This is a genomic window from Kitasatospora sp. NPDC098652 (genome assembly GCF_044760155.1).
Taxonomy (GTDB): domain Bacteria; phylum Actinomycetota; class Actinomycetes; order Streptomycetales; family Streptomycetaceae; genus Kitasatospora.
Genome location: NZ_JBIWAQ010000003.1, coordinates 531,354 through 556,819, shown reverse-complemented (window position 1 = coordinate 556,819; position 25,466 = coordinate 531,354). Strand labels below are relative to the sequence as shown.

The following is a 25,466-nucleotide window of genomic DNA, read 5'->3' as shown; positions in this document are numbered from 1 at the left end:
CCACCGGTGAGATCCGGTGAGATCCGGCGCGCTCCGGCGGCCACCCCTGCGCGGGGTGGCCGTTCGGCGCGTCCGGGTGCGTCCTCGCGCCGGGGCCCTTCGGCGTGTCGGGCTTCCGCGTCGATAGGGTCGTCCGATGGTCCGACTGATCGATGACAGTGCGCTCACCGCCTCCTCCGTGGTGGCCAACAGCACGATGAACCGCGGGCGCGGGCTCCGTGGCGTCAACAGCTACACCCGTGAGCTGGGCTTCGACCCCGCCGCCTGGCTCCGGGAGCACGGCGGCGCCGCGCCCGGCTGGCTGGACCTGTGCAGCGGGGAGGGCCGGGCGCTGGTCGAGGCGGCCGCAGCGCTGCCCGCCGGCGCCGAGCTGACGGGGGTGGACCTGGTCGGACCGCTGGTCCCGCCGCCCGTCGTGGCGGCCGTCCCGCCGCCCGTCCCGCCGGCCGGGGCCCGGCTCCGCCTGGTGACGGCGGCGCTCGCCGGCTGGGCGCCCGAGCGGTCGTACCAGCTGATCACCTGTGTGCACGGGCTGCACTACCTCGGCGACCAGCTCGGCGCGATCGCCCGCGCCGCCTCCTGGCTGAGCCCGGACGGCCGTTTCGCCGCCCACTTCGACCCGGAGTCGGTGCGCCGCCCCGACGGCTCCGGAGCGGGCCGGGCGGTGCTGGCCGCGCTGCGGGCGGCCGGGTTCGAGTACCGCCCGCGCCGTCACCTGCTGCTCCTGGACGGCGGACGGCCGGTCGCGCTGCCGTTCGAGTACGCGGGTGCCGACCCGTCGGCCGGGCCGAACTGGACCGGGCAGCCCGCGGTCGGGTCGTACTACCGGCGGGCGGTCGTGCCCCGGGGGCGCGCGGAGTCGTAGTTGAACGTTGAACGCAACGTCCGAATACCGCCGGAGACGTCAAGGAATCCGGAACAGGATCGACTCACCCACCGAGAGCGGAACGCCGGCCGGCACCCGGCCGGGACGCGATCGGAACAACGGTGCACGAGGAGATCCGAGGACATGACGATGAACGGTGCGGCAGCGCTCGACGGCAAGGTGGCCCTGGTGACCGGCGGCAGCCGGGGGATCGGGGCCGCGGTCGCGCTGCGGCTGGCCGAGGACGGCGCCCACGTGGCGCTGACCTACCAGGGCTCGGCCGAGCGGGCCGAGGAGGTGGTCGCCAAGATCACCGCGATGGGGCGGACGGGCTGGGCGGTGCGCGCCGACAGCGCCGACCCGGCGGCGGTGGAGGCGGCCGTGGCGGCGGTCGTCGAGCGGTTCGGGCGGCTGGACGTACTGGTCAACAACGCGGGCGTCGGGGCCGGCGGGCCGATCGAGGCGAGCACGGTCGAGGAGGTCGACCGGGTGCTGGCGGTGAACGTCCGGGCGCCGTACCTGTACGCCCGGGCGGCCGTCCCGCACCTGACCGCGGGCGGGCGGATCGTCAGCATCGGCAGCTGCATCGCCCAGCGCGTCGTCTTCCCCGGTGCCGCGCTCTACGCGACCAGCAAGGCCGCGCTGATCGGTCTGACCAAGGCGCTGGCCAGGGAGCTCGGCCCGCGCGGGATCACCGCCAACCTGGTCCACCCGGGCCCGATCGACACCGACATGAACCCGGCCGACGGTGAGTCCGCCGACTTCCAGCGCGGCTTCGTCGCCCTCGGCCGCTACGGCACGGTGGCGGAGGTCGCGGGCGCCGTCTCCTACCTGGTGGGCGAGGACGGCCGCTACGTCACCGGCGCGGAACTGTCGGTGGACGGCGGCTTCGCCGCCTGACCTGCGTGGCGCATCTCCCGTTCGGCGGGGGTGGCGGTGTCGTGCCGGGCGGTCGTCGGCGACCACGCTTACGATCGCCCGGCACGGCCCGTGCGCCCCCCGACCGAGAGGTGTGCCATGACCGAGGTGGACGACCCGGCCGAGCCGGTGGACCCGATCGAGCTGCTCGCCCGGGCCCTCGCCCAGACCGCCGGGCTGATCGACGGCACCGGCGTGGAACTGGCCGGCCACCCGACCCCCTGCCGCTCCTGGGACGTCGGCGACCTGATCAGCCACCTCCTGTACGACCTGCGGCAGTTCACCGTCCGGGCCGAAGGCGGGCAGCCGGACTGGAGCCGGCCCTTCGACCGGGTCGAGGAGGACTGGCTGCACGCCTTCGAAGCCGGGGCCGAGCGGCTGGTCGAGGCCTGGCGCGCCGCCGGGGACCTCACCGGTACGGTCGAGCTCCCCGGCGGCGCCACCCTCCCGGCCCGCTTCCCGGTCGACCAGCAGACCGCCGAATTCGCCGTCCACGCCTGGGACCTGGCCCGCGCCACCGGCCGGTCCACCGAGGGCCTGGACCACCAGGTGGCCCGGGCGGCACTCGACTGGGCGCACGGCGCGCTCAAACCCGAGTACCGCGGCGACGAGGCCGACCACCACGCCTTCGGCCCCGAAGTCCCCGCCCCACCGGACGCCCCGGCGTACGACCTGCTCGCCGCCTTCTTCGGTCGCGACCCGGCGGCGGGCACCGGCGCATAGGGTCCTCTGCGGCGGTCCGCAGGTGGGTCAGTGCGCCTGGCCGGTGGTGGCGGCGCGCTTGATGGCCTCGCGGATGCGGGGGTAGCTGCCGCAGCGGCAGATGTTCTGGATCTGGTCGATGTCGGCGTCCGTCGGGTTCGGGGTGCGGCGCAGCAGGGCGACGGCGGTCATGATCTGGCCGGGCTGGCAGAAGCCGCACTGGGCGACGTCGCAGTCGATCCAGGCTTCCTGGACGGGGTGGAGGGTGTCGCCGTCGGCGAGGCCCTCGATGGTGGTGACGGTGCGGCCCGCGCAGTCCTTGACCGAGCGGGTGCAGGGCTGGAACTCCTGGCCGTCCAGGTGGCTGGTGCAGGCGCGGCAGACGCCCACGCCGCAGCCGTACTTGGGGCCGGTGACGCCGAGCTTGTCGCGCAGGACCCAGAGCAGCGGCATGTCGTCCGGGGCGTCGACGTTGACGGGCTGCCCGTTGAGGACGAAGGTGTGGGTGGGCATGGGGAGTCGAGGTCCTCAGAAGTTGATCGGGAAGGAGCGCGGGCTGGTGCCGGTGGCGCGGGCGTAGGCGTTGGCGACGGCGGCGGAGGCGGCCGGGACACCCAACTCGCCCGCCCCGCCCGGGGATCCGCTGGGCGGCATCAGGTGGATCTCGACCGTCGGCGGGGCGTTGCGCTGCCGGGCGTAGTGGAAGTCGGCGTAACTGCCTTCCCGGAAGGCGCCGTTGTCGAGGTGGTTGCCGGCCTGCAGGATCACCGAGATGCCGTCCATCAGCGCGCCGGTCAACTGGGCTTCCAGACCACGGGGGTTGATGACCTGGCCGACGTCGGCGGCGATGACGGCCTTGGTGACCCGGGGGTTGGCGCGGTCGGTGGCGTCGAGTTCGACCAGGTAGGCGGCCCGGCCGCCGTTCTCGTCGTGGTAGCCGACGCCCTGGGCCTGGCCGTCGGGCATCGGGCGGCCCCAGTTGCCGGCCTTGGCGACGGTGTCCAGGAGGGTCCGGCCGGCGGCGTCGCGCACCCTGGCGCGCCGGAAGGCGACCTCGTCCTGGCCCATCCGGCGGGCGAGTTCGTCCATCATGATCTCGTCGGCGACCCGGACCATGCCGGAGTAGACGGAGCGCCAGCTGCCGGTGTGCAGCGGCAGCGGGAGTTCGGCGAGCAGCTGGGTGGGGACGCCGACGTTGTACGGGTTCTTCTCGGTGAGCAGGAAGAAGGCCTGGGCGAGGCTGATCCCGGCGACGGAGAGGTTGAACCCGGCGCCGGTGAGGGCCTCGCCGAGGCCGTGCGAGAGGTCGGTGCGCACGGTGGCGGCGCGGTGCTCCCAGGTGAGCACCTGGCCGAGGCCGTAGGTGGCGCGGATGCGGTGGTGACTGGCGGGGCGCATCCGGCCGTGCCGCATGTCGTCGTTGCGGGTCCACATCAGTTTGACCGGGCGGCCGGCGGCCTGGGAGATCTGGGCGGCCTCCAGGGCGGCGTCGAAGAACAGCCGGCGGCCGAAGGAGCCGCCGCCGCGTACGACGTGGACGGTGACGGCGTTCTGCGGCAGGCCGAGTTCGGCGGCGATGGTCTGCTGGGCGATGATCGGGCTCTGGGCGGCGAACCAGAGTTCGGCGCGGCCGGGCCGGACGTCGGCGACGGCGGTGAGCACCTCCATCGGGGCGTGGTTGACGAAGGCGAAGTCGAACTCGCCGTCCAGGTACGGGGTCAGCAGCGGCGGCAGCAGGAACGGCGCGTGCGCGGCGCGCAGCCGGGCCCGGACGTCCTCGGTGGAGAGGTCGGCGGCCGGGCCGGGGTTCCAGGTGGTGCGCAGCGCGTCGCGGGCCTTGAGGGCCTGGTCGAAGGTCTCGGCGAGGACGGCGACGCCGGTGGGGATCTGCACCACGGCGAGGACCCCGGGCATGGCGCGGGCGACCGAGGCGTCCAGGGACTTGAGGGTGCCGTTGACGGTGGTCGGGCGGGCGACGACGGTGGGCGCGGCGCCCGGGATCCGGAGGTCCCCGGCGTACTTGGCGCGGCCGGTGACGATGTCGCGGGCGTCGATGCGGCCGGTGGGCCGGCCGACCAGGCGGCGCTGGTCGGCCGGCTTGGGGGTGGCGGGGACGGCGGGTACGGCCACGGTGGCGGCGTCGGCGGCGAGTTCGCCGAAGCGCAGGTGCCGCCCGTCGGGGGCGAGGACGGCGGAGCCGGCGGTGCGCAGGGTGGTCGCGGGAACGTTCCAGCGGTTCGCGGCGGCGGTGACCAGCCGGGCGCGGGCGGCGGCGGCCGCGGCGCGCACCGGGTCGTACAGCGAGCGCACCGAGTTGGAGCCGCCGGTGAGCTGGTTGAAGAGCAGTTCGGGGCGGCCGTCGGAGAGCGGCACGTCCACGTCGGTGAGGTCGGCGTCGAGTTCCTCGGCGACCAGCATGGCGATGGCGGTGGTGAGGCCCTGGCCGACCTCCAGCCGGGGCAGGTACAGCGCGGCACGCCCGGCGGGGGTGATTTCGAGCACCAGCAGGTGGGAGGTCGGCAGGCCGGCGAGGATCATCGCGTCGCCGAGGTCGAGGACGTCGGGGATGCCGGGCAGGCCGAGCAGTTGCGGGGGCGCGGCGGCGTCGCGGGTGGCCGCTGCGGTGCGCTCGGCGGCCCGGGCGGTGGCGGGCGCGGCGGCGTCGAGGCCGAGCCGGGCGGCGACGGTGAGGGTGGGGGCGGCCAGCAGGTAGGTGAGGAAGCGGCGACGGCCGGTGGGCTCACCGGGCTCGGCCCGGTCCACGGGTTCGGCACGGTCCACGGACTCGGCGGGGTCGACGGGCCGTACGGGCTCCGCGGGGCCGGTGGGGTCCTCGCGGTCGGCGAGGCCCGAGGGGACGGTGGAGGTACTGATGGGAGGGGCCCTTCGAGCCGGAGACGGCGCCGGATCGGGCGGGCGCGGACGGCCCCGGCCCCAGTGCCGGAGAGCGGACGCCGATGAGCATAGGAGGGCGTTACTGACGGGTCAACACGGCCAATCTTGGCCCTCCGGCCGGGTGGTGGAGGTGTCCGGTCCGCTTCGTCCGGGGGAGTCGGAGCGGGTACGGAGGGGTCTTCGGCCGGGCGGGCCGGGCGTCGGCGGGCCGCTCGGTATGCTGCCGGACGATCAACAGGGCTCCGTCGTACGGGAGTTCACGGATCGTCCGGCGATGCGGCGGGACCACGGAAGTGGACCGGGAAAATTCAAGATCAATGGACCTGTCGGCCGGTCCACTTCTTCCCTAGGCTGGACCCCGTCCCACCGAGGAGCGTCCCGAGCGGTAGCGAACGTCCGGCCCGCGCGCCGCCCGTCCGGCCGGTCCACCGCCTGCGCGGTCGACCGTCCGCAGGGCCGCCCGCATGCCCGTCCGCATGACCGCCCGCCTGGATCCGACAGGAGAGAAGTGCCGAACCAGAGCGCCGCCCGGCCCGCCCTGCTGCCCCCCGCCGGCCCCCAACGCACGCTCGCCGCAGCCCAGTTGGCGAGCGCGGTGGGCGACGGCGCCTACTACACCTGCTCCGCGCTCTACTTCACCCGCGTCATCGGGATGTCGCCGACCGCCCTCGGCTTCGGCCTCGCCGTCGCCTGGGCGCTCGGCTCGCTGGCGGGCGTCCCGCTCGGCGCCCTCGCCGACCGACGCGGCCCGCGCCGCACCGCCGTGGCCCTCGCGCTCGCCACGGCCGGCGTGGTCGCCGTCCTCCTGGTGGTCCGCTCCTACCCGCTGTTCCTGCTCGCCGTCTGCCTCTACGCCACCGCGCAGTCCGGCCTCACCGCCGCCCGGCAGGCCCTGGTCGCGGGCCTGGTCCCGACCGCCGAGCGCACCGGACTGCTCGCCCACCTCCAGTCAACCCTCAACGGGGGACTGGCCGTTGGCGCCGCCATCGGCGGCATCGCACTCACCGTCGGCACCCCCGGGGCCTACTTCGGGGCCTTCACCGTCACCGCCCTCGGCTTCCTGGCCGGTGCGCTGGTGCTGCGCCGGCTGCCCGAGGCCCCGCCCGCACCGGCCGACCCGGCCGCCGGCCCGCGACTGGCCGTGCTGCGGGACCGCCGCTACGCCGCCGTCACCCTGGTCAACACCGTGCTGCTGCTGCGGATGCCGATGCTCAGCCTGATCCTGCCGCTGTGGATCGCCCAGCGCGCCCCCGGCCTCGGCTGGCTCGGCTCGGCGCTGTTCGTGCTCAACACCCTGGCCGTGCTGGCCTTCCAGGTCCGGGCGGCCCGCGACGTCAGCGGACTGGACTCGGCCGTCCGGGCCGTGCGCTCCTCCGGGGTGCTGCTGCTCGCCTCCTGCGCGGTCTGCGGACTGTCCGTGCTGTCCGTCCCGGTGTGGGCGTTCGCCGCCCTGCTGGTGGTCGCGGCCGTGCTGCAGGTGGTGGGCGAGATGCGGCAGTCGGCCGGCTCCTGGCAGCTCGGCTTCGACCTCGCGCCGCCGGAGCGGATCGGCCAGTACCAGGGCTTCTTCGGCACCGGCGTCGCCGTCGCCCGCACCCTGGGGCCGTTGCTGCTCACCGCGCTGCTGCTCGACGGCGGGCTCGCGGGCTGGCTGGTGCTGGGCGGGGTGTTCCTGGCCGCCGGGTACGCGATGGGCCCGGTGGCCCGCTGGGCGGCGCGCGACCGCGACTACCTGCCCCCGGTCCCCGCGCCGTCCTCCTCGGCCGTCGGGGCCACCGCCGCCGAGGCGCCGTAGAGATCGTCGTCGCCGCCGTACGGCGCCGCGGGCCCGCCCGTGGGGGCCCGCCGCTCGGAGCGGTCGGCGAACAGGTCGTCCGGCGCTTCCTCCGCCAGGCCGTCCGGTACTTCCTCCACCAGGCCGTCCGACCGGACCGGCCGGCCGTCCCGCCGCTCGTTCCCGGCCATCGCACGCTCCAACCGCCGCTGCCGCTGTTCCGGATACGGCCGATGCTACTCCGCGGGCCCGCCGCGCAGGGCCCCGCGCGGGGGCATCGGAAACCGCTGGCACCGGCCCGCCGACCGCTGGCATGCTGGCCGCGTGGACAGACCCCAGATCTGGCTCGACTTCGCCCCTGAGCTGCACCTCTTCGTCTCCGCGCCCCGGCGGGCCGGCCGCACCGCGCTGCGTACCGACGGCACCTCCAGCCTCGGCCACCTGGTCGAGTCCCTGGGCGTGCCGCTCACCGAGGTCGGCAGTCTGCTGGTGGACGGCCGCCCGGTGCCCGACTCGTACGTCCCGGCCGACGCCGAGCAGGTCAGCGTCGCCGCCGTCGCCCGGCCGCAGCCCTCGCCCGCCCCGCCGCGCTTCCTGCTGGACGTCCACCTCGGCACCCTCACCCGCCGACTGCGCCTGCTCGGCATCGACGCCGCGTACGAGAACCCCGACATCGGCGACGCCGCGCTGGCCGCCCGCTCCGCCGCCGAACAGCGCGTCATGCTCTCGCGCGACCGCGGCCTGCTGCGCCGCCGCGAACTGTGGGCCGGCGCGTACGTCTACAGCCACCGCCCCGCCGAGCAACTGCGCGACGTGCTCTCCCGCTTCGCCCCGCCGCTGGCCCCCTGGAGCCGGTGCACCACCTGCAACGGCACGTTGCGCACGGTGAGCAAGACCACGGTGCGCGAACAGCTGCACGACGGCACCGAGCGCTCCTACGACGCCTTCGCCCAGTGCGCGGACTGCGGCCAGGCCTACTGGCGCGGCGCCCACCACGCCCGGCTGGAGGCCATCGTCACCGACGCGGTGCGCGAGTTCGGGGGAGTCCCGAGGTAGCGGAGCCGGGTTCTCCCGGGGTCGGATACGGACCGCTGCGGCTGGCGGGCCGCTCGGCGGGCATGGTCTGCTCTCCGGTGGGGGACGAACCCAGGAACTCCTTCGTACGAGAGAGGCCGGGCCGTCGGATGAGCGATCAGCCGGTGCACCAACCCTTCGAGAGCGCCGAGACAGCGGACGCCCCGGTGGTGACCGCGCCCGACGGCGCCGAGGTCCGCCCGCTGCTGGTCCTGGACGGGCTCGGCAGCCTCGCGGTCTTCGAACTCGCCCCCGGGCAGGTCACCCACGCCGTCTCGCACGCCACCGTGCAGGAGCTGTGGCAGGTCACGGCCGGCCACGGCGAGCTGTGGCGGCGCCAGGACGGCCGGGAGGAGGTCCACCGGCTCGCCCCGGGGACGGCCGTCTCGATCCCGCTGGGCACCGCCTTCCAGTTCCGGGCCGATCCGGACACCGACGGGCCGCTGCGCATCACCGCCGTCACCATGCCGCCCTGGCCGGGCACGGACACCGAGGCGCGCCCCGAGGAAGGCCCCTGGAAGGCGACCGGCCGATGAGCCGGGGGAGGACGGGGCGGACGGGGCGGACGGGCCACCGGCGGTCACGCCGCACCGCCGCAGCCACCCCGTTCCCGCAGGGGCGGGCGCGACGGGCGGCGATCGACCTCCGGCCGGTCTCGGTGCAGTAACTGCCGCTGGTACGAGGGCAGTTGCCCTGATCAGCCGGTCCGCAGGCCGAGCGTCCAGATGTGCGAGCTGTAGCGGCCCATCCGGGTCGGGTGGCGTTCGACCAGGGTCGCGGTCAGGCCCTCGGGGCTGCGGCGCAGCGAACCGGTGAAGCGGTGCCGGTCGGCAGGGTCGAGCGGGAGCAGTTCGGCGAGCACCGCGTCGTCCAGCTCCCGTCCGACGGCGCGCAGCACTCCGGCGTCCAGCACCAGCAGGGTGCCGTCGGGCAGCACCAGCGGCTCGGGGGCCAAGGCGTCGCACAGCAGGGGGCCGGGCTGGACCACCCCGCCGGGCAGCAGCCGCACCACCCGGCTGCCGGTGGGGTGGCGGCGGTCGGTCTCCACCACCCGCAGGCCGGTGCCGACCGCGCCGACCACGTAGTGGCCGTAGCTGCGCCAGGAGTCGACCACGGCGCCGTCCCGGTCGTGGGCCCTGGTGTCGAAGGCGCCGTAGCCCTCCAGGCCCAGGAGAAAGCGCCCGTCGCCGAGCGCCGCACCGCGCTCCCCGCGCAGCTCGGCGACCAGGGTGCCGTCGGCGAGGTCCAGCAGCAGGGCCGGGCCGAGGTGGCCCCAGGCGGTGTAGTCGAAGGAGTCGGTGGTGACCAGCACCCGGTCGGCGGAGAGGTGCGCCGCGTTCGGCCGGCCCGGGCAGGGGCGGCGCCAGCGGACCTCGCCGTTGGGGTCGACCCAGCTGAGCTCGCCGTCCCCGCCGTGCACGGCCCAGCCGTCGTGCCGCGCCAACGGCCCCGCCGGGCGTCCCTGCGGACGGCCGCCGGACTCGCGACGGTGGTTCATGACCGTGACCTGCCAGCTCCCCATGGTGCGGATGCTATCGGCCGGGCCCGAACGACGGGTGTCGTTCCGGTAGCTGCTCACGGAGCCCTGACGGCGGACAATCTTCCCAGGACCAGTGGAGGAGGCGAGGGTGGAACCCGTGGAACTCGTGGAGCCCGTGGAACCGGCGGAGTTCGAGGTGATGATCGAGATCCCGCAGGGATCGCGCAACAAGTACGTGATGGACTTCGACGCGGGCCGGATCCGGCTGGACCGCACCCTCTTCACCGCCACCCGCTACCCCGCCGACTACGGGTACGTCGAACGCACCCTCGGCGGCGACGGGGAACCGCTGGACGCACTCGTGCTGGGCGGCGAACCCGCCGTCCCCGGCTGCGTGCTCACCTGCCGGGCGGTCGGGATGTGGGTGATGCGCGACGAGCGCGGCCCCGACCAGAAGGTCCTCTGCGTCCCGGCCCGCGACCCCCGCTACGCCGAGCTGCGGGACATCGGCGACCTACCCGAGTTCGACCTGCTGGAGATCACCCACTTCTTCCAGGTCTACAAGGACCTGGAGCGCGGCAAGTCGGTCGAGGGCTCGCACTGGGCGGGGCGGGACGCCGCCTACGCCGAGATCGCCGACTCACGCGCCCGGGCGGCGGGCACCCGCTTCGCCCGCCCGGCCTGAGCCCGGGCCGCAGCTGAGCCCGGGCCCGGCCCGGGCCCGGCCCGGGCTCAGCGGGGTGCACCGACTCAGAGCCGCGCGCTGCTCAGGATCGCGCGCACCTGGGCGGCGATGGCGGCCTCGTTCTGCTCGAACGCCGCTGAGGTGACGCGGTCCTGCTGGTCCGGGAGGCCGGTGAGGACGGGGGTGTGGAGGTGGCCGCCGGGCAGCCCGGGGGCGAGGTCGAGGCGCAGGCGGTTGGACCGGTAGGCGACCTCGTTGGAGAGGTAGCCCCCGCCGCCCCCGGCGACGGCGCGGGAGCCCGGGGTCGGGCCGTCGGGGCGGTCGACCGGCTCGGTGGCGCCCGCGGGGATCTCGGTGACGGGGGTGTTGAGCAGCACGGGGTAGGGCTGCTGGACGGCCGTCATCGCGTCGGTGGGCAGGGTGGTGCGGATGAACTGCGGGCCGTCGCCGAGGCCCGGGGCGTCCACCGGGTGCTGCCAGGTGCCGCCGGAGAGCGCGCCGAGGTTGTCGGTGGCCGGGTCGGCGGAGCGGGCGCGGCCGGCCCAGGCCTCCAGGGTGAACGTGCCGGGGTAGCCCTGGCTGATGCTGGTGATCAGGTCGGCGGACTGCGGGCCGCCGGGCTCCAGATGGGGGCCGAAGGCGCGTTCCACGATGCCCTGGTCGAAGTCGCGGTAGCGCACCGGCAGGACGACGGCCCGCACCTCGGCGGTGCTGCCGTCGGCGAGGGTGATCCGCTGCCCGTGCAGTTGCAGGACGGCCGCTCCGGAGGGGTTGGCGCGGCGCGCTTCGGTGTCCAGGCCGTACGGGTCGAAGCCGCTGACGAAGATCCGTCGGGCGCCGGGGCCGGGTTCGTCGGCGAAGCCGTCGCCGAGGCCGCGCGAGGCGTCCTCGAAGCGGGCCCGCAGGGCGGCGTGGTCGACGTCGAACCGGGGCTGCCACTGGGCGAGTCGGACGGTCATGGCGAGTCGTGCCCAGTACAGCGGGCGGTCGTCCAGGGCGGGCAGTTCGCCGCCGGGGCGGCGACCCTGGGCGCGGTCGAGGCCGGCCTGCCAGAGCTTGCGGCCCCAGCTGTCGACCACCCGCTGGGCGCGGTCGGCGGTGCGGGCGGAGCAGAGCGCGGCGGGGAAGCCGTGGAGCAGGTCGGCGAGGCCGGAACGCTCGGTGAAGGCGGTGGTCCGGGCGTCCTGGAGTCGGGCCTGTTCGGCGTCCAGCGGGGCGGTGGTGACGGTCCGGCAGCCGGCCGGTGCGGCCTGGGCCCCGGCGGCGGGGGCGAGCAGCGCGGCGAGGGCGCCGGCGAGCGCGGTCACCACGGCGGCGGAGCGGCGGGCGGTCCGGTCGGCGGTGGAGCGGGTGAGGTCGGAGCGGGTCGTGTCTGAGCGGGTGGTGTCGGGGCGGGTGAGGTCGGAGCGGCGGGCGTTTGTCATGCCCACTGACACTAGGCGGCGGGCTGACACCCCGCCAGGGTGCCTGCGCCGTACCCGTAGGCTGAGCGGGTGACACCCCTCGATCCGACCGTGAAGTCCCTGATCAGCGACCCCTACGGCGCCTACGCCGCGCTGCGCGCCGAGGCGCCCGTGCACCGGGTCACCGGCCCGGACGGGCTGCCCGTCTGGCTGGTCACCCGCTACCCGGACGTCCGCCGGGCGCTGGCCGACCCGCGCCTGGCCCTCGACCGCTCGCACGCCGCCCCCGGCAACTACCGGGGCTTCGCGCTGCCGCCCGCGCTGGACGCCAACCTGCTCAACATGGACCCGCCGGACCACACCCGGATCCGCCGCCTGGTCGGGCAGGCCTTCACCCCGCGCCGGATCGCCGCCCTGCAGGCCCCGGTCGAGCGCGTCGCCGAGCAGCTCCTCGACGCCGTCGAGGCGGCCGCCGGACCGTCCGGCCGGGTCGACCTGCTCGCGGCCTACGCCGCCCCGCTGCCGATCACCGTCATCTGCGACCTGCTCGGCGTCCCCGAGGACGACCGGCAGGACTTCCGGGCCTGGACCGACACCCTGATCACCCCGGACCCGGACCACCCCGAGCAGGCCCGCGCCGCCGTCAAGGCGATGCTCGGCTTCTTCACCGGCCTGATCGAGCGCAAGCGCACCACCCCGGCCGACGACCTGCTCTCCGACCTGATCGCCGTCCGCGACGAGCACGCCCAGGGCGGACCGGGCGGGGACGCCCAGGGCACGGAGGCCCGGGGCGCGGAGGTCCAGGACCGCCTGAGCGAGGACGAACTGACCTCGCTGGCCTTCCTGATCCTCTTCGCCGGCTACGAGAACACCGTCCACCTGATCGCCAACGCCGTCCTCGCCCTGCTCACCCACCCCGAGCAGCTCGCCGCCCTGCGCGCCGAACCGGAGCTGATCGCGGGCGCCGTCGAGGAGTTCGCCCGCTTCGACGGCCCGGCCCCGCTGGCCATCCGCCGCTTCCCGCGCGAGGACGTCACCATCGGTGGGGTCACCGTCCCGGCCGGGGAGACGGTGCTGCTCGCGCTGGCCTCCGCCAACCGCGACCCCGAGCAGTTCGCCGACCCCGACCGGCTCGACCTGCGCCGCCGGGAGAACGGTCACCTCGCGCTCGGCCACGGCATCCACTACTGCCTGGGCGCCCCGCTGGCCCGGCTGGAGACGGCGCTCGCGATCACCGCCCTGCTGCGCCGCTTCCCCGACCTCGCCCTGGACGCCCCGGCCGAGGAGCTGCGCCACCGCCCCGCGCTGCGGGCCCGCGGCCTGCTGGAACTCCCCGTCCGCATCCGGCCGGAGGGGCGGGAACCGGCGTGAGCTCTACAGCGTTGTCGGGGTCGAACAGCGTGATTCGGACGGTGGTGGAGGAAGCCCCATGAGTGTGGCCCTGACGAAGGGTGGCAACGTCTCCCTGAACCGGCAGGCGCCCGGCGTGCGGTCCGTCCGGGTGTGCCTCGGGTGGACGGCCGGAGCCGGGTACGACCTGGACGCCAGCGCGCTGCTGTGCGGCCCGTCCGGGAAGGTCCTCACGGACCAGCACTTCGTCTTCTTCAACAACCTGCAGAGCCCGGACGGCGCGGTCCGCCACCTGGGCTCCGGCGGGGGCGGCGAGGACGCGGAGCGGATCGAGGTCCGGCTTGGGGACGTCTCGGCGCAGGTGGAGAAGGTCGTCTTCGCGGTGGCGATCTACGACGCGGCGCAGCGGCGGCAGAGCTTCGGCCAGGTGCACCGTGCGTACGTGCGGGTCGTCGACGCGGACGGCGGCACCGAGGTGGCGCGGTACGACGTGACGCCCGAGACGGGCAGCGAGACGGCCATGGTGTTCGGCGAGCTCTACCGCAACGGCGCGGACTGGAAGTTCCGCGCGGTCGGGCAGGGCTACGCCTCTGGGCTCGCGGGCATCGCGACCGACTTCGGGGTCGACGTCCTGCAGCCCGCGCCGGCGGCCCCGGCTCCTACCCCGGCCCCGGCCCCCGTTCCCGCGCCCGTGCCGGCCGCGCCGGTGGCACCGTCGGCCGTCCCCGCTGTTCCGAAGGCCCAGCCAGCTACCGGGAGTTCACCCGTGACGTGTTTCTTCGACCCCACCCACGGCGCCGGTTCGGCCGTGGTGCTGTGGCAGCCGCAGTGGGGCGTGCCGCGCCAGGTCGAGGCCTGCGCCGCCTGCGCCCAGCGGGTGCAGACCACCGTCCCGCCCTTCTACACCCCGCCGCAGACCGGGTACCCGCAGGCCGGGTACCCGCAGCAGGGGCAGCCGCAGGTGCCCGCCCAGCAGCACGAGCAGGGCGGCCGCCGCTTCGGCACCGGCGCGATGATCGGCGCGGGTGCGGCCGGCCTGGTCGGCGGCATGCTGCTCAACGAGGCGCTGAGCGACGACGAGCCGCAGGTGGTCGTCAACAACTACTACGAGGACGACGACTCCTTCTTCTAGGCCGTCTCCTGCTCAGTCGTTTCGCTGGGCCGTCAGCGACGCCCCCTCGCTCAGCCGGTGCGGTGCAGGTCGCACTGCTGCTGGATGGCCGAGGGGGCGTCGCTGCTGACGATGGCGACCTTCGGCACCGGGCCGGTGGTGGGGGCGTCCTCGGTGGTGCAGACGAGCTGCTGGATGGCGGGGGCGGACAGCGAGGCGGCGGGCCAGGAGAGCCGCAGGGTGACCACGCCGGGGGTGGCGGTGGCCTGGACCCGGCCGCCCTTGGGGAGGTCGCTGTACAGCCCGGCGCGCTGTTCCGTGCGGTCGGGCCCGGCGAGCAGGGTGTCCAGGGTCTGCTGGAGGTCCTCGCGCCGGGTGGCCGGGCGGATGGCGGGCCGGATGCCGTGCTGGTCGAGGAGGTACAGCCGGGTGCCGGGCTGGACGCCGGTGGCCGGCTGGCCGCTGCGGACCGAGCCAGTGGTGGAGATCGAGCAGCCGCCGGTCAGCAGCAGGGCGGCGGCCAGCGGGGCGAGTCGGCGGACGGTCACCACTCCTCCTCCCCGTCCAGCCCGCGGGGCAGGACCAGGGTGAACACCGCTCCGCCGTCCGGCACGTTGGCGGCCTCGATGAGGCCGCCGTGCAGCCGGGCGTTCTCCTGGGCGATGGCCAGGCCCAGGCCGCTGCCCTCGGAGCGGGCCCGGGACTTGTCGGCCTTGTAGAACCGGTCGAACAGGTGCGGGAGTTCGGCGGGCGGGATGCCCGGACCGTGGTCGGTGACGGTGAGCACCAGTTCCTCCTCGCTGCCCCGCAGGGCGAGCCGCACCGGCGGGCGGCCGTGTCGCAGGGCGTTGCCGACCAGGTTGGCGACGACGACGTCGAAGCGGCGCGGGTCGAGCCGGACGGGCAGGGCGGCGGGCAGGTCGAGGTCGACCTGCTCGCCCCAGCCGCGCAGGTCGAGGGTCTCGCGCACGGCGGTGGCGGCGTCGACGGTCTCGGTGCGCAGCGGGGCGGCCCCGGCGTCCAGCCGGGAGATCTCGATCAGGTCGTTGACCAGCCTGGTCAGCCGTACGGTCTCGTTGCTGATCATGCGCAGTGCGGTGGCGGTGTCGGCGGGCAGCTGCTCGGCGTCCTCGTCGAGGATGTCGGTGACGGCGAGCATCGCGGCCAGCGGGGTGCGCAGTTCGTGCGAGACGTCGGCGGCGAAGCGCCGGCCCTGGGACTCGACGGCGCGCAGTTCCTCGATGGTGCCCTGGAGGGTGCGGGCGGTGTGGTTGAAGGTCTTGGAGAGCTGGGCGAGTTCGTCGTGGCCGGTGACGGTCAGCCGGGTGTCCAGCTTGCCCTGGGCCAGGGCCCGGGCGGCGTCGCCGAGCGCCCGGACCGGCCGCAGCACCTGGCGGGCGGCCAGCAGGGCGAGTCCGGCGGCCAGTACGGCAGCGAAGGCCCCGGCCCCGGCGGCGCCGGCGAGCAGGGCGGTGGCGGCGCTCTGCTCGCGGTCGAGGGGGAGCAGGGCGTAGACGGTGAGCCCGGACGCCCCGGCGGGGCCGCCCTTCGCGTAGGTGACGGGGACGCCGACGGCGAGCCAGGGGTGGCCGTCGGCGGCGAAGCGCTGGAACGCGGCGTGGCCGGTGTCGACGGTGTGCTGGAGGGCCGGCGGGACGGCCACGGACTGGGTCCACTCGGAGTGCTCGGTGCCGTAGGAGGCCAGCACCCGCCAGTCGCGGAAGCCGCCGGTGCCCGACAACTGGACGGCCAGGCGGTCGAGTTCGCCCTGGGTGGGCGGGAAGGGCAGGGCCGGGGCGAGCACGTCGACGCGGCGGCGCAGCTCGTCCAGGGCGGTGTCCTTGGTCAGGTCGAGGGTGGAGGTGGTGGCGGCCCGGTAGGTGAGGGTGGCGGTGGCCAGTGCGCTCAGGGCGGCGACGGCGACGAAGGCGACCAGCAGGCGCGGCCGCAGCCCGGCGACGGCGCGGCGCAGCCGGACCAGCCGCGGCGGGTGCGGGCCCGGCCGCGGGGGCGGGTCGTCGGACGGTCGGGGTGCGGTGGCCGGTGCGGGGCCCGGGGTGGCGGCGGCGGTCACTGCGGCCCGAAGCGGTGGCCGCCACCGAGGCCGCAACCGAGGCCGCAGCCGAGGCCACGGCGCAGGCCACGGCGCAGGCCATGGCGCAGCCCGCAGCGCGGGCCGAGCGCCGGGGCCTCGGGTGCGGAGTCGTCGTCCTCGATCAGGAGTAGCCGTGCCATGGGAGCCAGTATCGGGGGTTGACCTGGGGGAACGCGCCACCGGTGGCGGTCGGAGCCGGGTTCTTGCCAAAAACTCATACATCGCTCACAGGCTGCGCAGGCGCCGCTCAGCCGATGACCACCGCCATGTGCCCGTAGGTGGCGTAGCCGTCGGCGAAGTCGTCCTCGGAGACGGTCGTCCGGCCCCGCGCGGGGTCGTTGAGCGACACCCTGCCGCCGCTGAACCCGGTGACCACGACGGTGTGCTCGGCCGGCCCGGCGTACAGCACGCTCCGCCCGTCGTAGGCCGTGTAGGTGGTGCTCCGGAGGTGCCGCCAGAGGTAGTCCACCCAGACGACCGCCGGGTGGCCGGCGGCCAGCTCGTCCTTGAGCTGCTGGACGGAGATGCCCGAGCCGTCCTGGCGCACGGTGAGCCCGTACGAGCGGGCGGCCTTGGCGACGGGCGGGGAGTAGACGCCGAAGCCGGTGCCGGCCGTCTCGGAGCCGTCCGGGTCGCCGACGAAGGCCTCGTAGGGGTCGCCGGAGCGCGGGCCGGAGTGGCCGAACTCGGGGTGGTCCCGGTCGACGCCGATCCGGTCCAGGATCTGCTGGTCGTCGGCGGTCACGCCGCGCGCGGCGAGGAGCATGCGCAGGGCGGCCGCCTCGCAGTCGTTGCCGAGCTGCTGCTCGTAGTACGGCACGGAGGCGGCGGCGGGGGCGGCGGGCGCGGCCGACACGGGGCCGGCGCCCGCCGCCAGGCTCGTGGTGGTCAGGGTCGCGGTGGTCAGAACGGCGAGCCAGGTCGCCCGCGCGCGTGAGGTGATCGACATGGGCATGACGCTACGAAGGATGGTCGCGCTCCGCAGCCGGTGGGCGACGATCAGGTGACGGACCGTATGCGTCGGGGCTCCCGGCTGACCGGCTGACCGGCTGACCGGCTCAGCCCGCGGCCCGCCGGTACGCCCCCGCCCGGGCGGCGGCCTCGGCGGCTGCCGCGGCACGGTCGGCGGCGGCCTCGTCCAGCGGCTCGGCGGTGGTGAGCATCCGGTAGTAGAGCGGCGCGGAGACGGCCCGGATCACCTCGAACGGGTCGGTGTCGGGCGGGAGTTCGCCGCGTTCGACGGCCTCGGTGACGCACGGCGCCCACTCCTCGACCCGGCGCCGGTAGAAGTGCCGCAGTGCCTCGGCCGTGCCCGGGTCGCCGTTGGCGGCCACCAGGACGGCGCGGAACAGCGCGCCCTGCCGGGGGTCGGCCAGGGTGCGCCGGACCAGTCGGGCGTTGGCCCGCAGGTCCTCGGTGAGCGAGCCGCTGTGGGTGCGCGGCAGGGACTGCTCCGGCCTCAAGGTCCCCGCCCTCAGCCTCGGGACCGGCACCTTCGGCGGCCGCGGCCCGCTGTTCGGCGCCTGGGGCAGCACCGACGTCCAGCAGGCCCGCCGCCTGCTCGACATCGCCCTCGACGCCGGGGTCACCCTCTTCGACACCGCCGACGTCTACTCCGACGGCGCCGCCGAGGAGGTGCTCGGCCAGGCCCTGCGCGGCCGCCGCGACCAGGTGCTGATCTCCACCAAGGCCGGCCTGCCGCTCGGCGACGGCCCCCAGGACGCCGGCACCTCCCGGGCCCGGCTGGTCCGCTCCGTCGAGGACGCGCTGCGCCGCCTCGACACCGACCACCTCGACCTCTTCCAGCTGCACGCCTACGACGCCGCCACCCCGATCGAGGAGGTGCTGGCCACCCTGGAGGACCTGGTCCGCGCGGGCAAGATCCGCTACACCGGCGTCTCCAACTTCTCCGGCTGGCAGCTGATGAAGTCCCTCGACCTGGCCGAGCGCCACGGCCGCCCCCGCTACGCCGCCCACCAGGTCTACTACTCCCTGGTCGGCCGCGACTACGAGTGGGAGCTGATGCCGCTCGCCGAACAGGAGGGCGTCGGCGCCCTGGTCTGGAGCCCGCTCGGCTGGGGCCGCCTCACCGGCCGGATCCGCCGCGGCGAGCCGCTCCCGGCCGGGAGCCGGCTGCACGACACCGCCGACTACGGCCCGCCGGTCGAGGAGGAGCTGCTGTTCCGGGTGGTCGACGCCCTGGACGAGGTCGCCGCCGAGACCGGCCGCAGCGTCCCCCAGGTGGCGATCAACTGGCTGCTGCGGCGCCCGACCGTCTCCTCCGTCATCATCGGCGCCCGCAACGAGGAGCAGCTGCGGCAGAACCTCGGCGCCGTGGGCTGGTCGCTGACCCCGGAGCAGGTCGCCCGCCTGGACGCCGCCAGCGCCCGCACCGCGCCCTACCCGTACTTCCCGTACCGCCGCCAGGAGGCCTTCGCCCGCCTCAACCCGCCGCTCGTGGGCTGATCCCGCCGGGGCCGTTCTCCAGCGGCCGCCGTGTTCAGCCCAGCCGGGCGGCGGCTTCGAGGCAGGCGGCGATCGTCGGCTGGTGGGCCGTGCCCTGGCGGACCGCGGTCTCGATCGTGCGGGTGAGCGTGGCGTCCGACACCGGCCGTACGGTCAGCGACGGCGGCAGGCGGTCGGTGGCGAGCCGGGGGATGAGCACGGTGTGGCCGCCGCTCGCGGCGAGGGCGGTCATGGCGGCGAAGTCGGTGCAGGTGTGCCGTACCCGCGGGGTGAAGCCGGCCGAGCGGCAGGCCTGGAGCACGGCGTCCCCGCAGGGGGTCTGCGGCGGGGCGGTGATCCACGAGGTGTCCGCGAGCTCCCGCAGGTCGACCGGTGTCCCCGCGCCGCCCGCGGCCGTCGCCGGGGCGGCGGCCGGGTGGTCGGCCCGCAGCACCGCGACCAGCGGGTCGGTCCGCAGGGTGCGGGTCTCGATGCCGGGGTGCGGGGGCGCGGCGAGGTTGGTGTAGCGGTAGACGAGCGCGACATCGGCCCGGCGCTGGAGCAACAGCCGTACGGCGGCCTCGGGTTCGGCCTCGGTGATGTGCACCTCCAGGCCGCGGTGGGCGCGCTCCAGGGCCTCGCCGAGCGGGGCCGCGAGCGGGACGAGCGCGCTCGGGAAGCAGGCGAGGTGCACCGGGCCGGTCGGTTCCCCGGCGCCGGTGCGCAGCCGTTCCCGGGCCTCCTCGAGCGCCGCGAGCACCGCCCCGGTGTCCGCGGCCAGCCGGTGCCCGGCCGCGGTGAGGTGGACGGAGCGTCCGGTGCGCTCCAGCAGCGCGGTACCGGCCTCCTCCTCCAGCAGCCGCAGCTGCTGGGAGACGGCGGAGGGCGTGACGCGGTGGAGTTCGGCCACGGCGGTCACCGTGCCGTGCGCCTCCAGGTCGCGCAGGAGGACGAGCCGTCGGACGTCGAGCATCAGTCCAGCTTAAGGGCCTGCTGTAGGAGATGTAGCTGGACGCGGAGGCGGGCGGACGGCGAACCTGACTGCCCCGACCCCAGTCCCCGAGCAGTAAGGGAGTGTCTTCGTGCGTGCCACCGTGATCCACGGCCCCAACGACATCCGGATCGAGGAGGTGCCCGACCCGGTGGTCCGGCGGCCCACCGACGCGGTGGTGCGGGTGGTCAACGCCTGCATCTGCGGCAGCGACCTGTGGGCGTACCGGGGCGTCGCCGCCCGGGTCCCCGGGCAGCGGATCGGCCACGAGTTCCTGGGCGTGGTCGAGGCGGTCGGCGTCGAGGTGACCGGCTTCACGCCGGGCGACTTCGTGCTCGCCCCGTTCGTCTGGTCGGACGGCACCTGCGAGTTCTGCCGGGAGGGCCTGCACACCTCCTGCCCCGAGGGCGGCTTCTGGGGCCAGGTCGGCTCCGACGGCGGCCAGGGCGAGGCCGTCCGGGTGCCGTTCGCCGACGGCACCCTGGTCCGGCTGCCCCGGGAGGCCGCCGGTGAGGAGAAGCTGCTGCCCGGCCTGCTCGCCCTCTCCGACGTGATGAGCACCGGCCACCACGCCGCGGTCTCCGCCCGGGTCCGCCCTGGTGCCACCGTCGCCGTGGTCGGCGACGGCGCGGTCGGACTGTGCGGCGTGCTCGCCGCCCACCGGCTGGGCGCCGGGCGGATCATCGCGCTCGGCCGGCATGAGCGCCGCACCGCGATCGCCCGCGACTTCGGCGCCACCGACGTCGTCGCCGAGCGCGGCGAGGCCGCCGTCGAGGCGGTCCGGGAGCTGACCGGCGGGCTCGGCGCGCACGCCGTGCTGGAGGCCGTCGGCACGGAGGAGTCGATGCGGACCGCCCTCTCCATCGCCCGCGACGGCGGGACGGTCGGCTACGTCGGCGTGCCGCACGGCGGCTCGGCCGGTGTGGACATCTCGCAGATGTTCGACCGGAACGTCTCCCTGGCCGGCGGCGTCGCCCCGGCTCGCGCCTACATCCCCGAGCTGCTGCCGGACGTGCTCTCCGGCGCGATCGACCCCGGCGCGGTCTTCGACCGCACGGTGGATCTCGACGGCGTCCCCGACGGCTACCGGGCGATGGACGAGCGTTCGGCGCTCAAGGTCCGCATCGCCTTCTGAGCCAAGTCGCCCCGGGGGCGGTCGGGTCGTGTGGTGCCGCGATCGCCGGATCGCCCTCCGCCCTCTTGTTCAAAGTTGATCGACTGCCCTATCTTCTGCTCAGCTTCAAGCAATTCATTGCAGATTCGAGCAGGGGGATCGATGGGCCACATCGCCGCCGGGAACGTTATCGCCCTGGACATCGGCGGCACCGAGATCAAGGGCGCCGTGGTGGCGGAGGACGGAACGGTCCTGCGCAGCGAGCGCCGGTCCACCCGGCCCGCCCGCGGCGGCGGCGCCGTCCTCGACACCGTGCTCGGCTGCGCCGCCGAACTCGCCGAGCTGGCCCGGCGGGCCGGAGCCCCGCCCAGGGCCGTCGGCGTCGTCGCGCCCGGCCTGGTCGACGAGACCGCGGGCACCGTGGTCAAGGCGGTCAACCTCGACTGGCACGACCTCCCGATCCGCGACCGGGTGGCCGAACACCTCGGCCTCCCGGTCGCGTTCGGCCACGACGTCCGGGCCGGCGGCCTCGCCGAGGCCCGCCTCGGCGCCGGGCGCGGCAGCGACTCCTTCGTCTTCGTCCCCGTCGGCACGGGCATCGCCGCCGCCGTGGTGACCGGCGGCCGCCCACAGAGCGGCGCGCGCGGCATCGCGGGCGAACTCGGCCACCTGGTCGTACGGCCCGGCGGCGAGCGCTGTGCCTGCGGCGGCCGGGGCTGCCTGGAGACCGTCGCCTCCGCCTCCGCGATCTCCCGCCGCCACGCTCGGCTCACCGGCGCCCCGGACCTCGGTGCCGAGGACGTACACCGGCGGGCGACGGCCGGCGAGCCCGTCGCCGCCCAGGTCTGGGCCGAGGCGGTGGCGGCCCTCGCCGACGGCCTGGCCGCCACCACCGCTCTGCTCGACCCGGAGCGGATCGTGATCGGCGGCGGCCTCGCCCGGGCCGGGGCGGCCCTCCTCACCCCCCTGGGCACGGCACTCGCCGAGCGGCTGGCGTTCCGTACCCCGCCCCGGCTGGTCGCGGCCGAACACGGCCGCAGCGCGGGCTGCCTCGGTGCGGCCCTGCTGGCCCGGGATCTGTTGGCCCGGGAGTTGTCGGCCGGGGACCTGCCGGCGGGGGACGTGCCGACCGGGGACGTGCCGACCGGGGGCCCGTTCGTCCACGCCTCGTTGCCCGGAGGCGCGTCGTGATCCTCACCGTCACCCTCAACGCCGCCGTGGACGTCACCTACCGTCTCGACCGGGTGGCCCGGCACGGCAGCAACCGGGTCGGGACCGTCACCGAACGGGCCGGCGGCAAGGGCGTCAACGTCGCCCGGGTGCTCGCCGCGCTCGGTCACCACACCGTGGTCACCGGCCTGGTCGGCGGCGCCACCGGGCAGGCCCTGCGGGCCGACCTCGCGGCCGCCGGGCTGCGCGACGAACTCCTCCCGATCGCGGGCGCCACCCGGCGCACCGTCGCCGTGGTCGAGGACGCCACCGGCGACGCGACCGTCTACCTGGAACCCGGCCCCTCCGTCACCGCCGAGGAGTGGTCCGACTTCACCTGATTCTGCCGAGGAGGCCCGGGGCTTCAGCCCCGGGAGGAATCGGCTCCTTGGATCGGAGCCGCGAAGCGGCGGAGTTCTCTTCCGTGTGCTCTGACCTCCCGATTTGAGTTTTCGATTTTGCGGGAACTACGTTCTTTCGCGTGAAGATCGTTGCCCGGGTGAAGCTGGAGCCGTCGCCGTATCAGGCCGACGCGCTTGCCGCGACGCTACGCGCGTGCAACCGGGCCGCGAACCACATCTCTCGCGTCGCTTTCGAGAAGAAGGAGATCCGGCGCAACGGCTTGCAGCCGCTGGTGTACCGACACGTCAAGAACGAATACCACCTGGGAGCGCAGGCCGCTGTCAGGTCGGTGAAGAAGGTGTGCGACGCCTACGCCACGTTGCGGGCGAACCTCAAGGCCGGGAACCTGGGGCCGAAAGGGTCGAAGCGACGGAACAAGGCCGAGTCCAAGCCGATCAGCTTCCGTGACGATGCGGCGCAGCCCTTCGATGACCGGATGCTGACGTGGAACACCGACACGAAGACCGTGTCCATCTGGACAATGGCCCGGCGGTTGAAGGGCATCGGGTTCCGCTGCTCTCCGGACACGCTCAAGATGATTGCCGACCACCGGCAGGGCGAATCCGATCTGGTGTTTCGCGATGGGTCCTGGTACCTGTTCGCGACCTGCGACATCCCCGAACCTGCGGTCCGCGAACCGGCCGGTTGGCTCGGGGTGGACCTTGGGATCGTCAACATCGCCACCACCTCCGACGGCACGGTCATGTCCGGGCGCCGTCTGGAGCGCTACCGCAAGCGCATGCGCGCCCTGACCGCCAAGTTGCAGGCAAAGAAGACCAAGAACGCCAAGCGCCGGTTGAAGGCGATCCGCCGCCGTGAGCAGCGGTTCGCCACCGACACCAACCACCGCATCTCCAAGACCATCGTCACCACCGCTGAACGCGCCTCTCGCGGGATCGCCCTGGAAGACCTCACGGGCATCCGCGAGAGGGTCAAGGCCAAGCACGACCAGCGGTACCGCCTCCACTCCTGGGCGTTCGCCCAGCTCGGAGCCTTCGTGGAGTACAAGGCCCAGCGCGTCGGAGTCCCGGTCGTGCACGTCAACCCGGCCTACACCTCCCGTCAGTGCTCCGTTTGCTGGCACACCCACAGACAGAACCGAGTGGATCAAGCGACGTTCGCGTGCCGTGCCTGCGGGACGACCATGCACGCGGACATCAACGGCTCCCGCAACATCCGCCACCGCGCGGCTGATGCGTGGCAGCGGGGCGCAGTCAACCGCCCCGGCAGCGTCTAGCGCTGCTGAGACGAGGTGACCACCGGTGGGGCGACTCATCGGACACATGGTTAACCTCAAGCCCGGTCCTTTCAGGGCCGGGTCGTTGACCGTCCGCTACCGCCGACTGCTGCGCACCGCCCGGGCCGTCGTGCTGTCCGGCTCGCTGCCCCTCGGCGTGCCGCCGGACGCCTACGGGCAGTTGGTCGCCCTCGCCGTAGAGGCGCGGGTGCCCGCCGTCCTCGACGCCGAGGGGCCCGCCCTGCTCGCCGGACTGGCCGCCGGCCCGGCACTGATCAAGCCCAACGCGGCCGAACTCGCCGCGACGGCGGGCCCGGTGGACCCGCTCACCGGCGCCCGGCTGCTGCGCGCCGCCGGTGCCCGAGCCGTCGTCGTGTCCCTCGGCCCCGGCGGGCTGCTCGCCAGCACGCCGGAGGGCGACTGGCGTGCCCGCCCACCCGAGGACGCGCGCGGCAACCCGACCGGCGCCGGCGACTCGGCGGTGGCCGCGCTCACCGCGGGCCTGGTCGCCGGGACCCCATGGCCGGAGCGGCTGGCCGAGGCCGTCGCCCTGTCCGCGGCGACCGTGCTCGCGCCGCTCGCCGGGAGCTTCGACCCGGCCGACCGGAGCCGGCTGCGGCCGCTCGTCCGGGTCGAACCCGTCCACCCGCCCGGGCCGACCCCCACCCGAACCCCGTCCCCCGGCCCGGAAGGAGGACCGCACCCCGCGTGAACGGTCGGTCCGGTTCCGGTCATACCTGCTCTCGGTAGACCCTGATCTCCACCGGCCTGTGCTCGCGGACGACCGCCCAGGCCCCTCGACCGGTCAGCCCCTCGGCCCACTGATCGAGATCGTCTTCGGTGTCGTGGAAGAACCACGACTCGAAGCTGCCCAGGGCGCTCAAGGGTGCGGCGGAGTCATACCGGAGTTCGCAGTGGACCTGCAGGTAGTGGTGGTGATCGCCGCTGCTGTCGTTGATCTCGAACTGCCGCGTGAGGTCCAGCGAGAACGTCGGCGGGCCATCGAACGAGTAGGTGCCGTACTGGAAGAGCAGCCCGTCGGCGTCAGGTGTGTCCGGGGTGTCGAAGCGGGCCCGGCCGAAACGGAGGAACGCCGACCAGGCGTCCTCCGTGTTCAGATCGGCGACCGCACGCTGCCCGGCCTGCAACTCGTCCTGCAACAGGTGCACGGCATCATCCGTCGACGCTCTCCCCGGCATGCCCTGATCTCCCAACTCGCCGAAACGGGTGGCCAGCGTAGCTGCCGCCCGGCCGGCGGACGTGGCGTGGTCGGCCTGGACGGGTGGCGGTGCGCGGTGGCGGGCCGACCGGGGCCCGCGCGGCGGTGCTCCGCGTCGGTCAGTGGTGCTCGGAGCGCTGGGCGGTGTGGCCGCCGGCGGTACTGGCGGGCGCCTCGGCGACGGTGGCGGTACGGGGCGCGGTGTGCTGGCCGTAGGCGGCCCCGAGGGACAGCAGGGCGGCGGCGGCGATCAGGAGGGCGGATATCCGGCGGGTCATCGGAGTCCAATCAGCTGAAATGGATACTGACGGCAGAAGCATGACACACCAGCAGCTCGCGGCACAGGGAAAGGCGGGGTTCAGCCCGCCCGGCGCCGCTCCAGCAGCGAACCGATCTCCGCTGCGGCGGCGTCGAGTTCGGCGCGGAAGGCGTGCAGCACCGGATTGCGGTTGGCCGGAGGGGAGCCGGGCCCGGGACACGGCACGGAGCCGGGGCCG

27 protein-coding genes and 2 pseudogenes are annotated in these 25,466 nt (G+C 74.9%); 15 read left to right on the top strand and 14 right to left on the bottom strand.

The window, feature by feature from the left end; all coding sequences use genetic code 11:
• Positions 1 to 136 precede the first annotated feature (136 nt).
• The 3 genes from ACIQWA_RS10440 (at position 137) to ACIQWA_RS10430 (ending at position 2,506) form a co-directional block, all read left to right on the top strand.
• On the top strand, positions 137 to 865 hold the full coding sequence (locus ACIQWA_RS10440; RefSeq protein ID WP_402480694.1) for a methyltransferase domain-containing protein: 729 nt from the start codon (positions 137 to 139) through the stop codon (positions 863 to 865).
• A 144-nt stretch (positions 866 to 1,009) separates the two neighbouring features.
• On the top strand, positions 1,010 to 1,765 hold the full coding sequence (locus ACIQWA_RS10435; RefSeq protein ID WP_402480691.1) for an SDR family NAD(P)-dependent oxidoreductase: 756 nt from the start codon (positions 1,010 to 1,012) through the stop codon (positions 1,763 to 1,765).
• A 117-nt stretch (positions 1,766 to 1,882) separates the two neighbouring features.
• Complete coding sequence (locus tag ACIQWA_RS10430) at positions 1,883 to 2,506, top strand: TIGR03086 family metal-binding protein (RefSeq protein WP_402480689.1); 624 nt, start codon at positions 1,883 to 1,885, stop codon at positions 2,504 to 2,506.
• A gap of 27 nt (positions 2,507 to 2,533) precedes the next feature.
• Here the strand turns inward: ACIQWA_RS10430 and ACIQWA_RS10425 are convergent, their stop codons facing one another.
• Together ACIQWA_RS10425 and ACIQWA_RS10420 are read right to left on the bottom strand one after the other, a co-directional pair.
• Positions 2,534 to 2,998, bottom strand: coding sequence for a (2Fe-2S)-binding protein (locus tag ACIQWA_RS10425; RefSeq protein ID WP_402480686.1), 465 nt, complete (start codon positions 2,996 to 2,998; stop codon positions 2,534 to 2,536).
• A gap of 15 nt (positions 2,999 to 3,013) precedes the next feature.
• Positions 3,014 to 5,266: a molybdopterin cofactor-binding domain-containing protein gene (locus ACIQWA_RS10420; RefSeq protein ID WP_402480683.1), complete on the bottom strand. Its 2,253-nt coding sequence runs from the start codon at positions 5,264 to 5,266 to the stop codon at positions 3,014 to 3,016.
• A 622-nt stretch (positions 5,267 to 5,888) separates the two neighbouring features.
• Between ACIQWA_RS10420 and ACIQWA_RS10415 the strand changes: the two genes are divergently transcribed.
• Complete coding sequence (locus tag ACIQWA_RS10415) at positions 5,889 to 7,175, top strand: MFS transporter (RefSeq protein WP_402480680.1); 1,287 nt, start codon at positions 5,889 to 5,891, stop codon at positions 7,173 to 7,175.
• Here the strand turns inward: ACIQWA_RS10415 and ACIQWA_RS10410 are convergent.
• On the bottom strand, positions 7,109 to 7,345 hold the full coding sequence (locus ACIQWA_RS10410) for a hypothetical protein (protein WP_402480677.1): 237 nt from the start codon (positions 7,343 to 7,345) through the stop codon (positions 7,109 to 7,111). The two genes, ACIQWA_RS10415 and ACIQWA_RS10410, sit on opposite strands and share 67 nt — an antisense overlap.
• Before the next feature lie 133 nt (positions 7,346 to 7,478).
• Between ACIQWA_RS10410 and ACIQWA_RS10405 the strand changes: the two genes are divergently transcribed.
• Together ACIQWA_RS10405 and ACIQWA_RS10400 are read left to right on the top strand one after the other, a co-directional pair.
• A complete protein-coding gene (locus tag ACIQWA_RS10405) occupies positions 7,479 to 8,210 on the top strand; it encodes a Mut7-C RNAse domain-containing protein (protein WP_360234390.1) in 732 nt (243 codons plus the stop codon).
• A gap of 128 nt (positions 8,211 to 8,338) precedes the next feature.
• Positions 8,339 to 8,764 carry a cupin domain-containing protein gene (locus ACIQWA_RS10400; RefSeq protein WP_402480674.1) on the top strand — a complete coding sequence of 142 codons (426 nt, stop codon included), beginning with the start codon at positions 8,339 to 8,341 and terminating at the stop codon, positions 8,762 to 8,764.
• Between the two features lie 161 nt (positions 8,765 to 8,925).
• On the opposite strand, the gene ACIQWA_RS10395 is transcribed toward ACIQWA_RS10400, so the two are convergent.
• Positions 8,926 to 9,750: a hypothetical protein gene (locus ACIQWA_RS10395; RefSeq protein ID WP_402480671.1), complete on the bottom strand. Its 825-nt coding sequence runs from the start codon at positions 9,748 to 9,750 to the stop codon at positions 8,926 to 8,928.
• A 157-nt stretch (positions 9,751 to 9,907) separates the two neighbouring features.
• Here ACIQWA_RS10395 and ACIQWA_RS10390 point away from each other — a divergent pair, with 157 nt between their 5' ends.
• Complete coding sequence (locus tag ACIQWA_RS10390; protein ID WP_360234486.1) at positions 9,908 to 10,393, top strand: inorganic diphosphatase; 486 nt, start codon at positions 9,908 to 9,910, stop codon at positions 10,391 to 10,393.
• A 65-nt stretch (positions 10,394 to 10,458) separates the two neighbouring features.
• Here the strand turns inward: ACIQWA_RS10390 and ACIQWA_RS10385 are convergent, their stop codons facing one another.
• Positions 10,459 to 11,817: a pyroglutamyl peptidase gene (locus ACIQWA_RS10385; protein ID WP_402480669.1), complete on the bottom strand. Its 1,359-nt coding sequence runs from the start codon at positions 11,815 to 11,817 to the stop codon at positions 10,459 to 10,461.
• A 69-nt stretch (positions 11,818 to 11,886) separates the two neighbouring features.
• Between ACIQWA_RS10385 and ACIQWA_RS10380 the strand changes: the two genes are divergently transcribed.
• A complete protein-coding gene (locus ACIQWA_RS10380; protein WP_402480666.1) occupies positions 11,887 to 13,167 on the top strand; it encodes a cytochrome P450 in 1,281 nt (426 codons plus the stop codon).
• Positions 13,168 to 13,225: 58 nt separating this feature from the next.
• Positions 13,226 to 14,278, top strand: coding sequence for a TerD family protein (locus ACIQWA_RS10375; RefSeq protein WP_402480663.1), 1,053 nt, complete (start codon positions 13,226 to 13,228; stop codon positions 14,276 to 14,278).
• Positions 14,279 to 14,328: 50 nt separating this feature from the next.
• Here ACIQWA_RS10375 and ACIQWA_RS10370 read toward each other — a convergent pair whose 3' ends face one another.
• From ACIQWA_RS10370 to ACIQWA_RS10350, 5 genes and pseudogenes are all read right to left on the bottom strand, one after another.
• Positions 14,329 to 14,805: a GerMN domain-containing protein gene (locus tag ACIQWA_RS10370; RefSeq protein WP_402480661.1), complete on the bottom strand. Its 477-nt coding sequence runs from the start codon at positions 14,803 to 14,805 to the stop codon at positions 14,329 to 14,331.
• Positions 14,802 to 16,331: an ATP-binding protein gene (locus ACIQWA_RS10365; protein WP_402480659.1), complete on the bottom strand. Its 1,530-nt coding sequence runs from the start codon at positions 16,329 to 16,331 to the stop codon at positions 14,802 to 14,804. The genes ACIQWA_RS10370 and ACIQWA_RS10365 overlap by 4 nt, the downstream gene beginning before the upstream one ends.
• Complete coding sequence (locus ACIQWA_RS10360; RefSeq protein ID WP_402480658.1) at positions 16,328 to 16,492, bottom strand: hypothetical protein; 165 nt, start codon at positions 16,490 to 16,492, stop codon at positions 16,328 to 16,330. The genes ACIQWA_RS10365 and ACIQWA_RS10360 overlap by 4 nt, the downstream gene beginning before the upstream one ends.
• A 107-nt stretch (positions 16,493 to 16,599) precedes the next feature.
• Positions 16,600 to 17,301 (bottom strand): C39 family peptidase, encoded by a 702-nt coding sequence (locus ACIQWA_RS10355; protein WP_402480656.1) that lies wholly within the window; start codon positions 17,299 to 17,301, stop codon positions 16,600 to 16,602.
• A 109-nt stretch (positions 17,302 to 17,410) separates the two neighbouring features.
• Positions 17,411 to 17,806: pseudogene (locus ACIQWA_RS10350) on the bottom strand (TetR-like C-terminal domain-containing protein); the annotation flags it as partial.
• On the opposite strand from ACIQWA_RS10350, the gene ACIQWA_RS10345 reads away from it, so the two are divergent.
• Positions 17,769 to 18,818: an aldo/keto reductase gene (locus tag ACIQWA_RS10345; RefSeq protein WP_402480654.1), complete on the top strand. Its 1,050-nt coding sequence runs from the start codon at positions 17,769 to 17,771 to the stop codon at positions 18,816 to 18,818. The pseudogene ACIQWA_RS10350 and the gene ACIQWA_RS10345 overlap by 38 nt on opposite strands.
• A 34-nt stretch (positions 18,819 to 18,852) precedes the next feature.
• On the opposite strand, the gene ACIQWA_RS10340 is transcribed toward ACIQWA_RS10345, so the two are convergent.
• Positions 18,853 to 19,770, bottom strand: a complete 918-nt coding sequence (locus ACIQWA_RS10340; protein WP_402480652.1) for a LysR family transcriptional regulator — start codon at positions 19,768 to 19,770, stop codon at positions 18,853 to 18,855.
• A 109-nt stretch (positions 19,771 to 19,879) separates the two neighbouring features.
• Between ACIQWA_RS10340 and ACIQWA_RS10335 the strand changes: the two genes are divergently transcribed.
• From ACIQWA_RS10335 to ACIQWA_RS10315, 5 genes and pseudogenes are all read left to right on the top strand, one after another.
• A complete protein-coding gene (locus ACIQWA_RS10335) occupies positions 19,880 to 20,923 on the top strand; it encodes a zinc-dependent alcohol dehydrogenase family protein (RefSeq protein WP_402480650.1) in 1,044 nt (347 codons plus the stop codon).
• Between the two features lie 141 nt (positions 20,924 to 21,064).
• Positions 21,065 to 22,093, top strand: coding sequence for an ROK family protein (locus ACIQWA_RS10330; RefSeq protein ID WP_402480649.1), 1,029 nt, complete (start codon positions 21,065 to 21,067; stop codon positions 22,091 to 22,093).
• Positions 22,090 to 22,446: pseudogene (locus tag ACIQWA_RS10325) on the top strand (PfkB family carbohydrate kinase); the annotation flags it as partial. The gene ACIQWA_RS10330 and the pseudogene ACIQWA_RS10325, both read left to right, overlap by 4 nt.
• Positions 22,447 to 22,592: 146 nt before the next feature.
• Complete coding sequence (locus ACIQWA_RS10320) at positions 22,593 to 23,750, top strand: RNA-guided endonuclease InsQ/TnpB family protein (protein ID WP_402480647.1); 1,158 nt, start codon at positions 22,593 to 22,595, stop codon at positions 23,748 to 23,750.
• 46 nt (positions 23,751 to 23,796) lie between these two features.
• Positions 23,797 to 24,462 (top strand): 1-phosphofructokinase family hexose kinase, encoded by a 666-nt coding sequence (locus tag ACIQWA_RS10315; RefSeq protein ID WP_402480645.1) that lies wholly within the window; start codon positions 23,797 to 23,799, stop codon positions 24,460 to 24,462.
• Positions 24,463 to 24,481: 19 nt separating this feature from the next.
• Here ACIQWA_RS10315 and ACIQWA_RS10310 read toward each other — a convergent pair whose 3' ends face one another.
• The 3 genes from ACIQWA_RS10310 to ACIQWA_RS10300 form a co-directional block, all read right to left on the bottom strand.
• Positions 24,482 to 24,919, bottom strand: coding sequence for a hypothetical protein (locus ACIQWA_RS10310; RefSeq protein ID WP_402480643.1), 438 nt, complete (start codon positions 24,917 to 24,919; stop codon positions 24,482 to 24,484).
• 169 nt (positions 24,920 to 25,088) lie between these two features.
• Positions 25,089 to 25,247, bottom strand: coding sequence for a hypothetical protein (locus tag ACIQWA_RS10305; RefSeq protein WP_402480642.1), 159 nt, complete (start codon positions 25,245 to 25,247; stop codon positions 25,089 to 25,091).
• Positions 25,248 to 25,327: 80 nt separating this feature from the next.
• Complete coding sequence (locus ACIQWA_RS10300; protein ID WP_402480640.1) at positions 25,328 to 25,453, bottom strand: hypothetical protein; 126 nt, start codon at positions 25,451 to 25,453, stop codon at positions 25,328 to 25,330.
• Positions 25,454 to 25,466: the final 13 nt, after the last annotated feature.

Coding starts and splice junctions, on each gene's coding strand:
- ACIQWA_RS10440 (WP_402480694.1), top strand. CDS start 137: ATGGTCCGACTGATCGATGACAGTGCGCTCACCGCCTCCTCCGTGGTG.
- ACIQWA_RS10435 (WP_402480691.1), top strand. CDS start 1,010: ATGACGATGAACGGTGCGGCAGCGCTCGACGGCAAGGTGGCCCTGGTG.
- ACIQWA_RS10430 (WP_402480689.1), top strand. CDS start 1,883: ATGACCGAGGTGGACGACCCGGCCGAGCCGGTGGACCCGATCGAGCTG.
- ACIQWA_RS10425 (WP_402480686.1), bottom strand. CDS start 2,998: ATGCCCACCCACACCTTCGTCCTCAACGGGCAGCCCGTCAACGTCGAC.
- ACIQWA_RS10410 (WP_402480677.1), bottom strand. CDS start 7,345: ATGGCCGGGAACGAGCGGCGGGACGGCCGGCCGGTCCGGTCGGACGGC.
- ACIQWA_RS10400 (WP_402480674.1), top strand. CDS start 8,339: ATGAGCGATCAGCCGGTGCACCAACCCTTCGAGAGCGCCGAGACAGCG.
- ACIQWA_RS10395 (WP_402480671.1), bottom strand. CDS start 9,750: ATGGGGAGCTGGCAGGTCACGGTCATGAACCACCGTCGCGAGTCCGGC.
- ACIQWA_RS10390 (WP_360234486.1), top strand. CDS start 9,908: ATGATCGAGATCCCGCAGGGATCGCGCAACAAGTACGTGATGGACTTC.
- ACIQWA_RS10385 (WP_402480669.1), bottom strand. CDS start 11,817: ATGACAAACGCCCGCCGCTCCGACCTCACCCGCCCCGACACCACCCGC.
- ACIQWA_RS10375 (WP_402480663.1), top strand. CDS start 13,226: ATGAGTGTGGCCCTGACGAAGGGTGGCAACGTCTCCCTGAACCGGCAG.
- ACIQWA_RS10360 (WP_402480658.1), bottom strand. CDS start 16,492: ATGGCACGGCTACTCCTGATCGAGGACGACGACTCCGCACCCGAGGCC.
- ACIQWA_RS10355 (WP_402480656.1), bottom strand. CDS start 17,301: ATGTCGATCACCTCACGCGCGCGGGCGACCTGGCTCGCCGTTCTGACC.
- ACIQWA_RS10340 (WP_402480652.1), bottom strand. CDS start 19,770: ATGCTCGACGTCCGACGGCTCGTCCTCCTGCGCGACCTGGAGGCGCAC.
- ACIQWA_RS10330 (WP_402480649.1), top strand. CDS start 21,065: ATGGGCCACATCGCCGCCGGGAACGTTATCGCCCTGGACATCGGCGGC.
- ACIQWA_RS10315 (WP_402480645.1), top strand. CDS start 23,797: ATGGTTAACCTCAAGCCCGGTCCTTTCAGGGCCGGGTCGTTGACCGTC.
- ACIQWA_RS10305 (WP_402480642.1), bottom strand. CDS start 25,247: ATGACCCGCCGGATATCCGCCCTCCTGATCGCCGCCGCCGCCCTGCTG.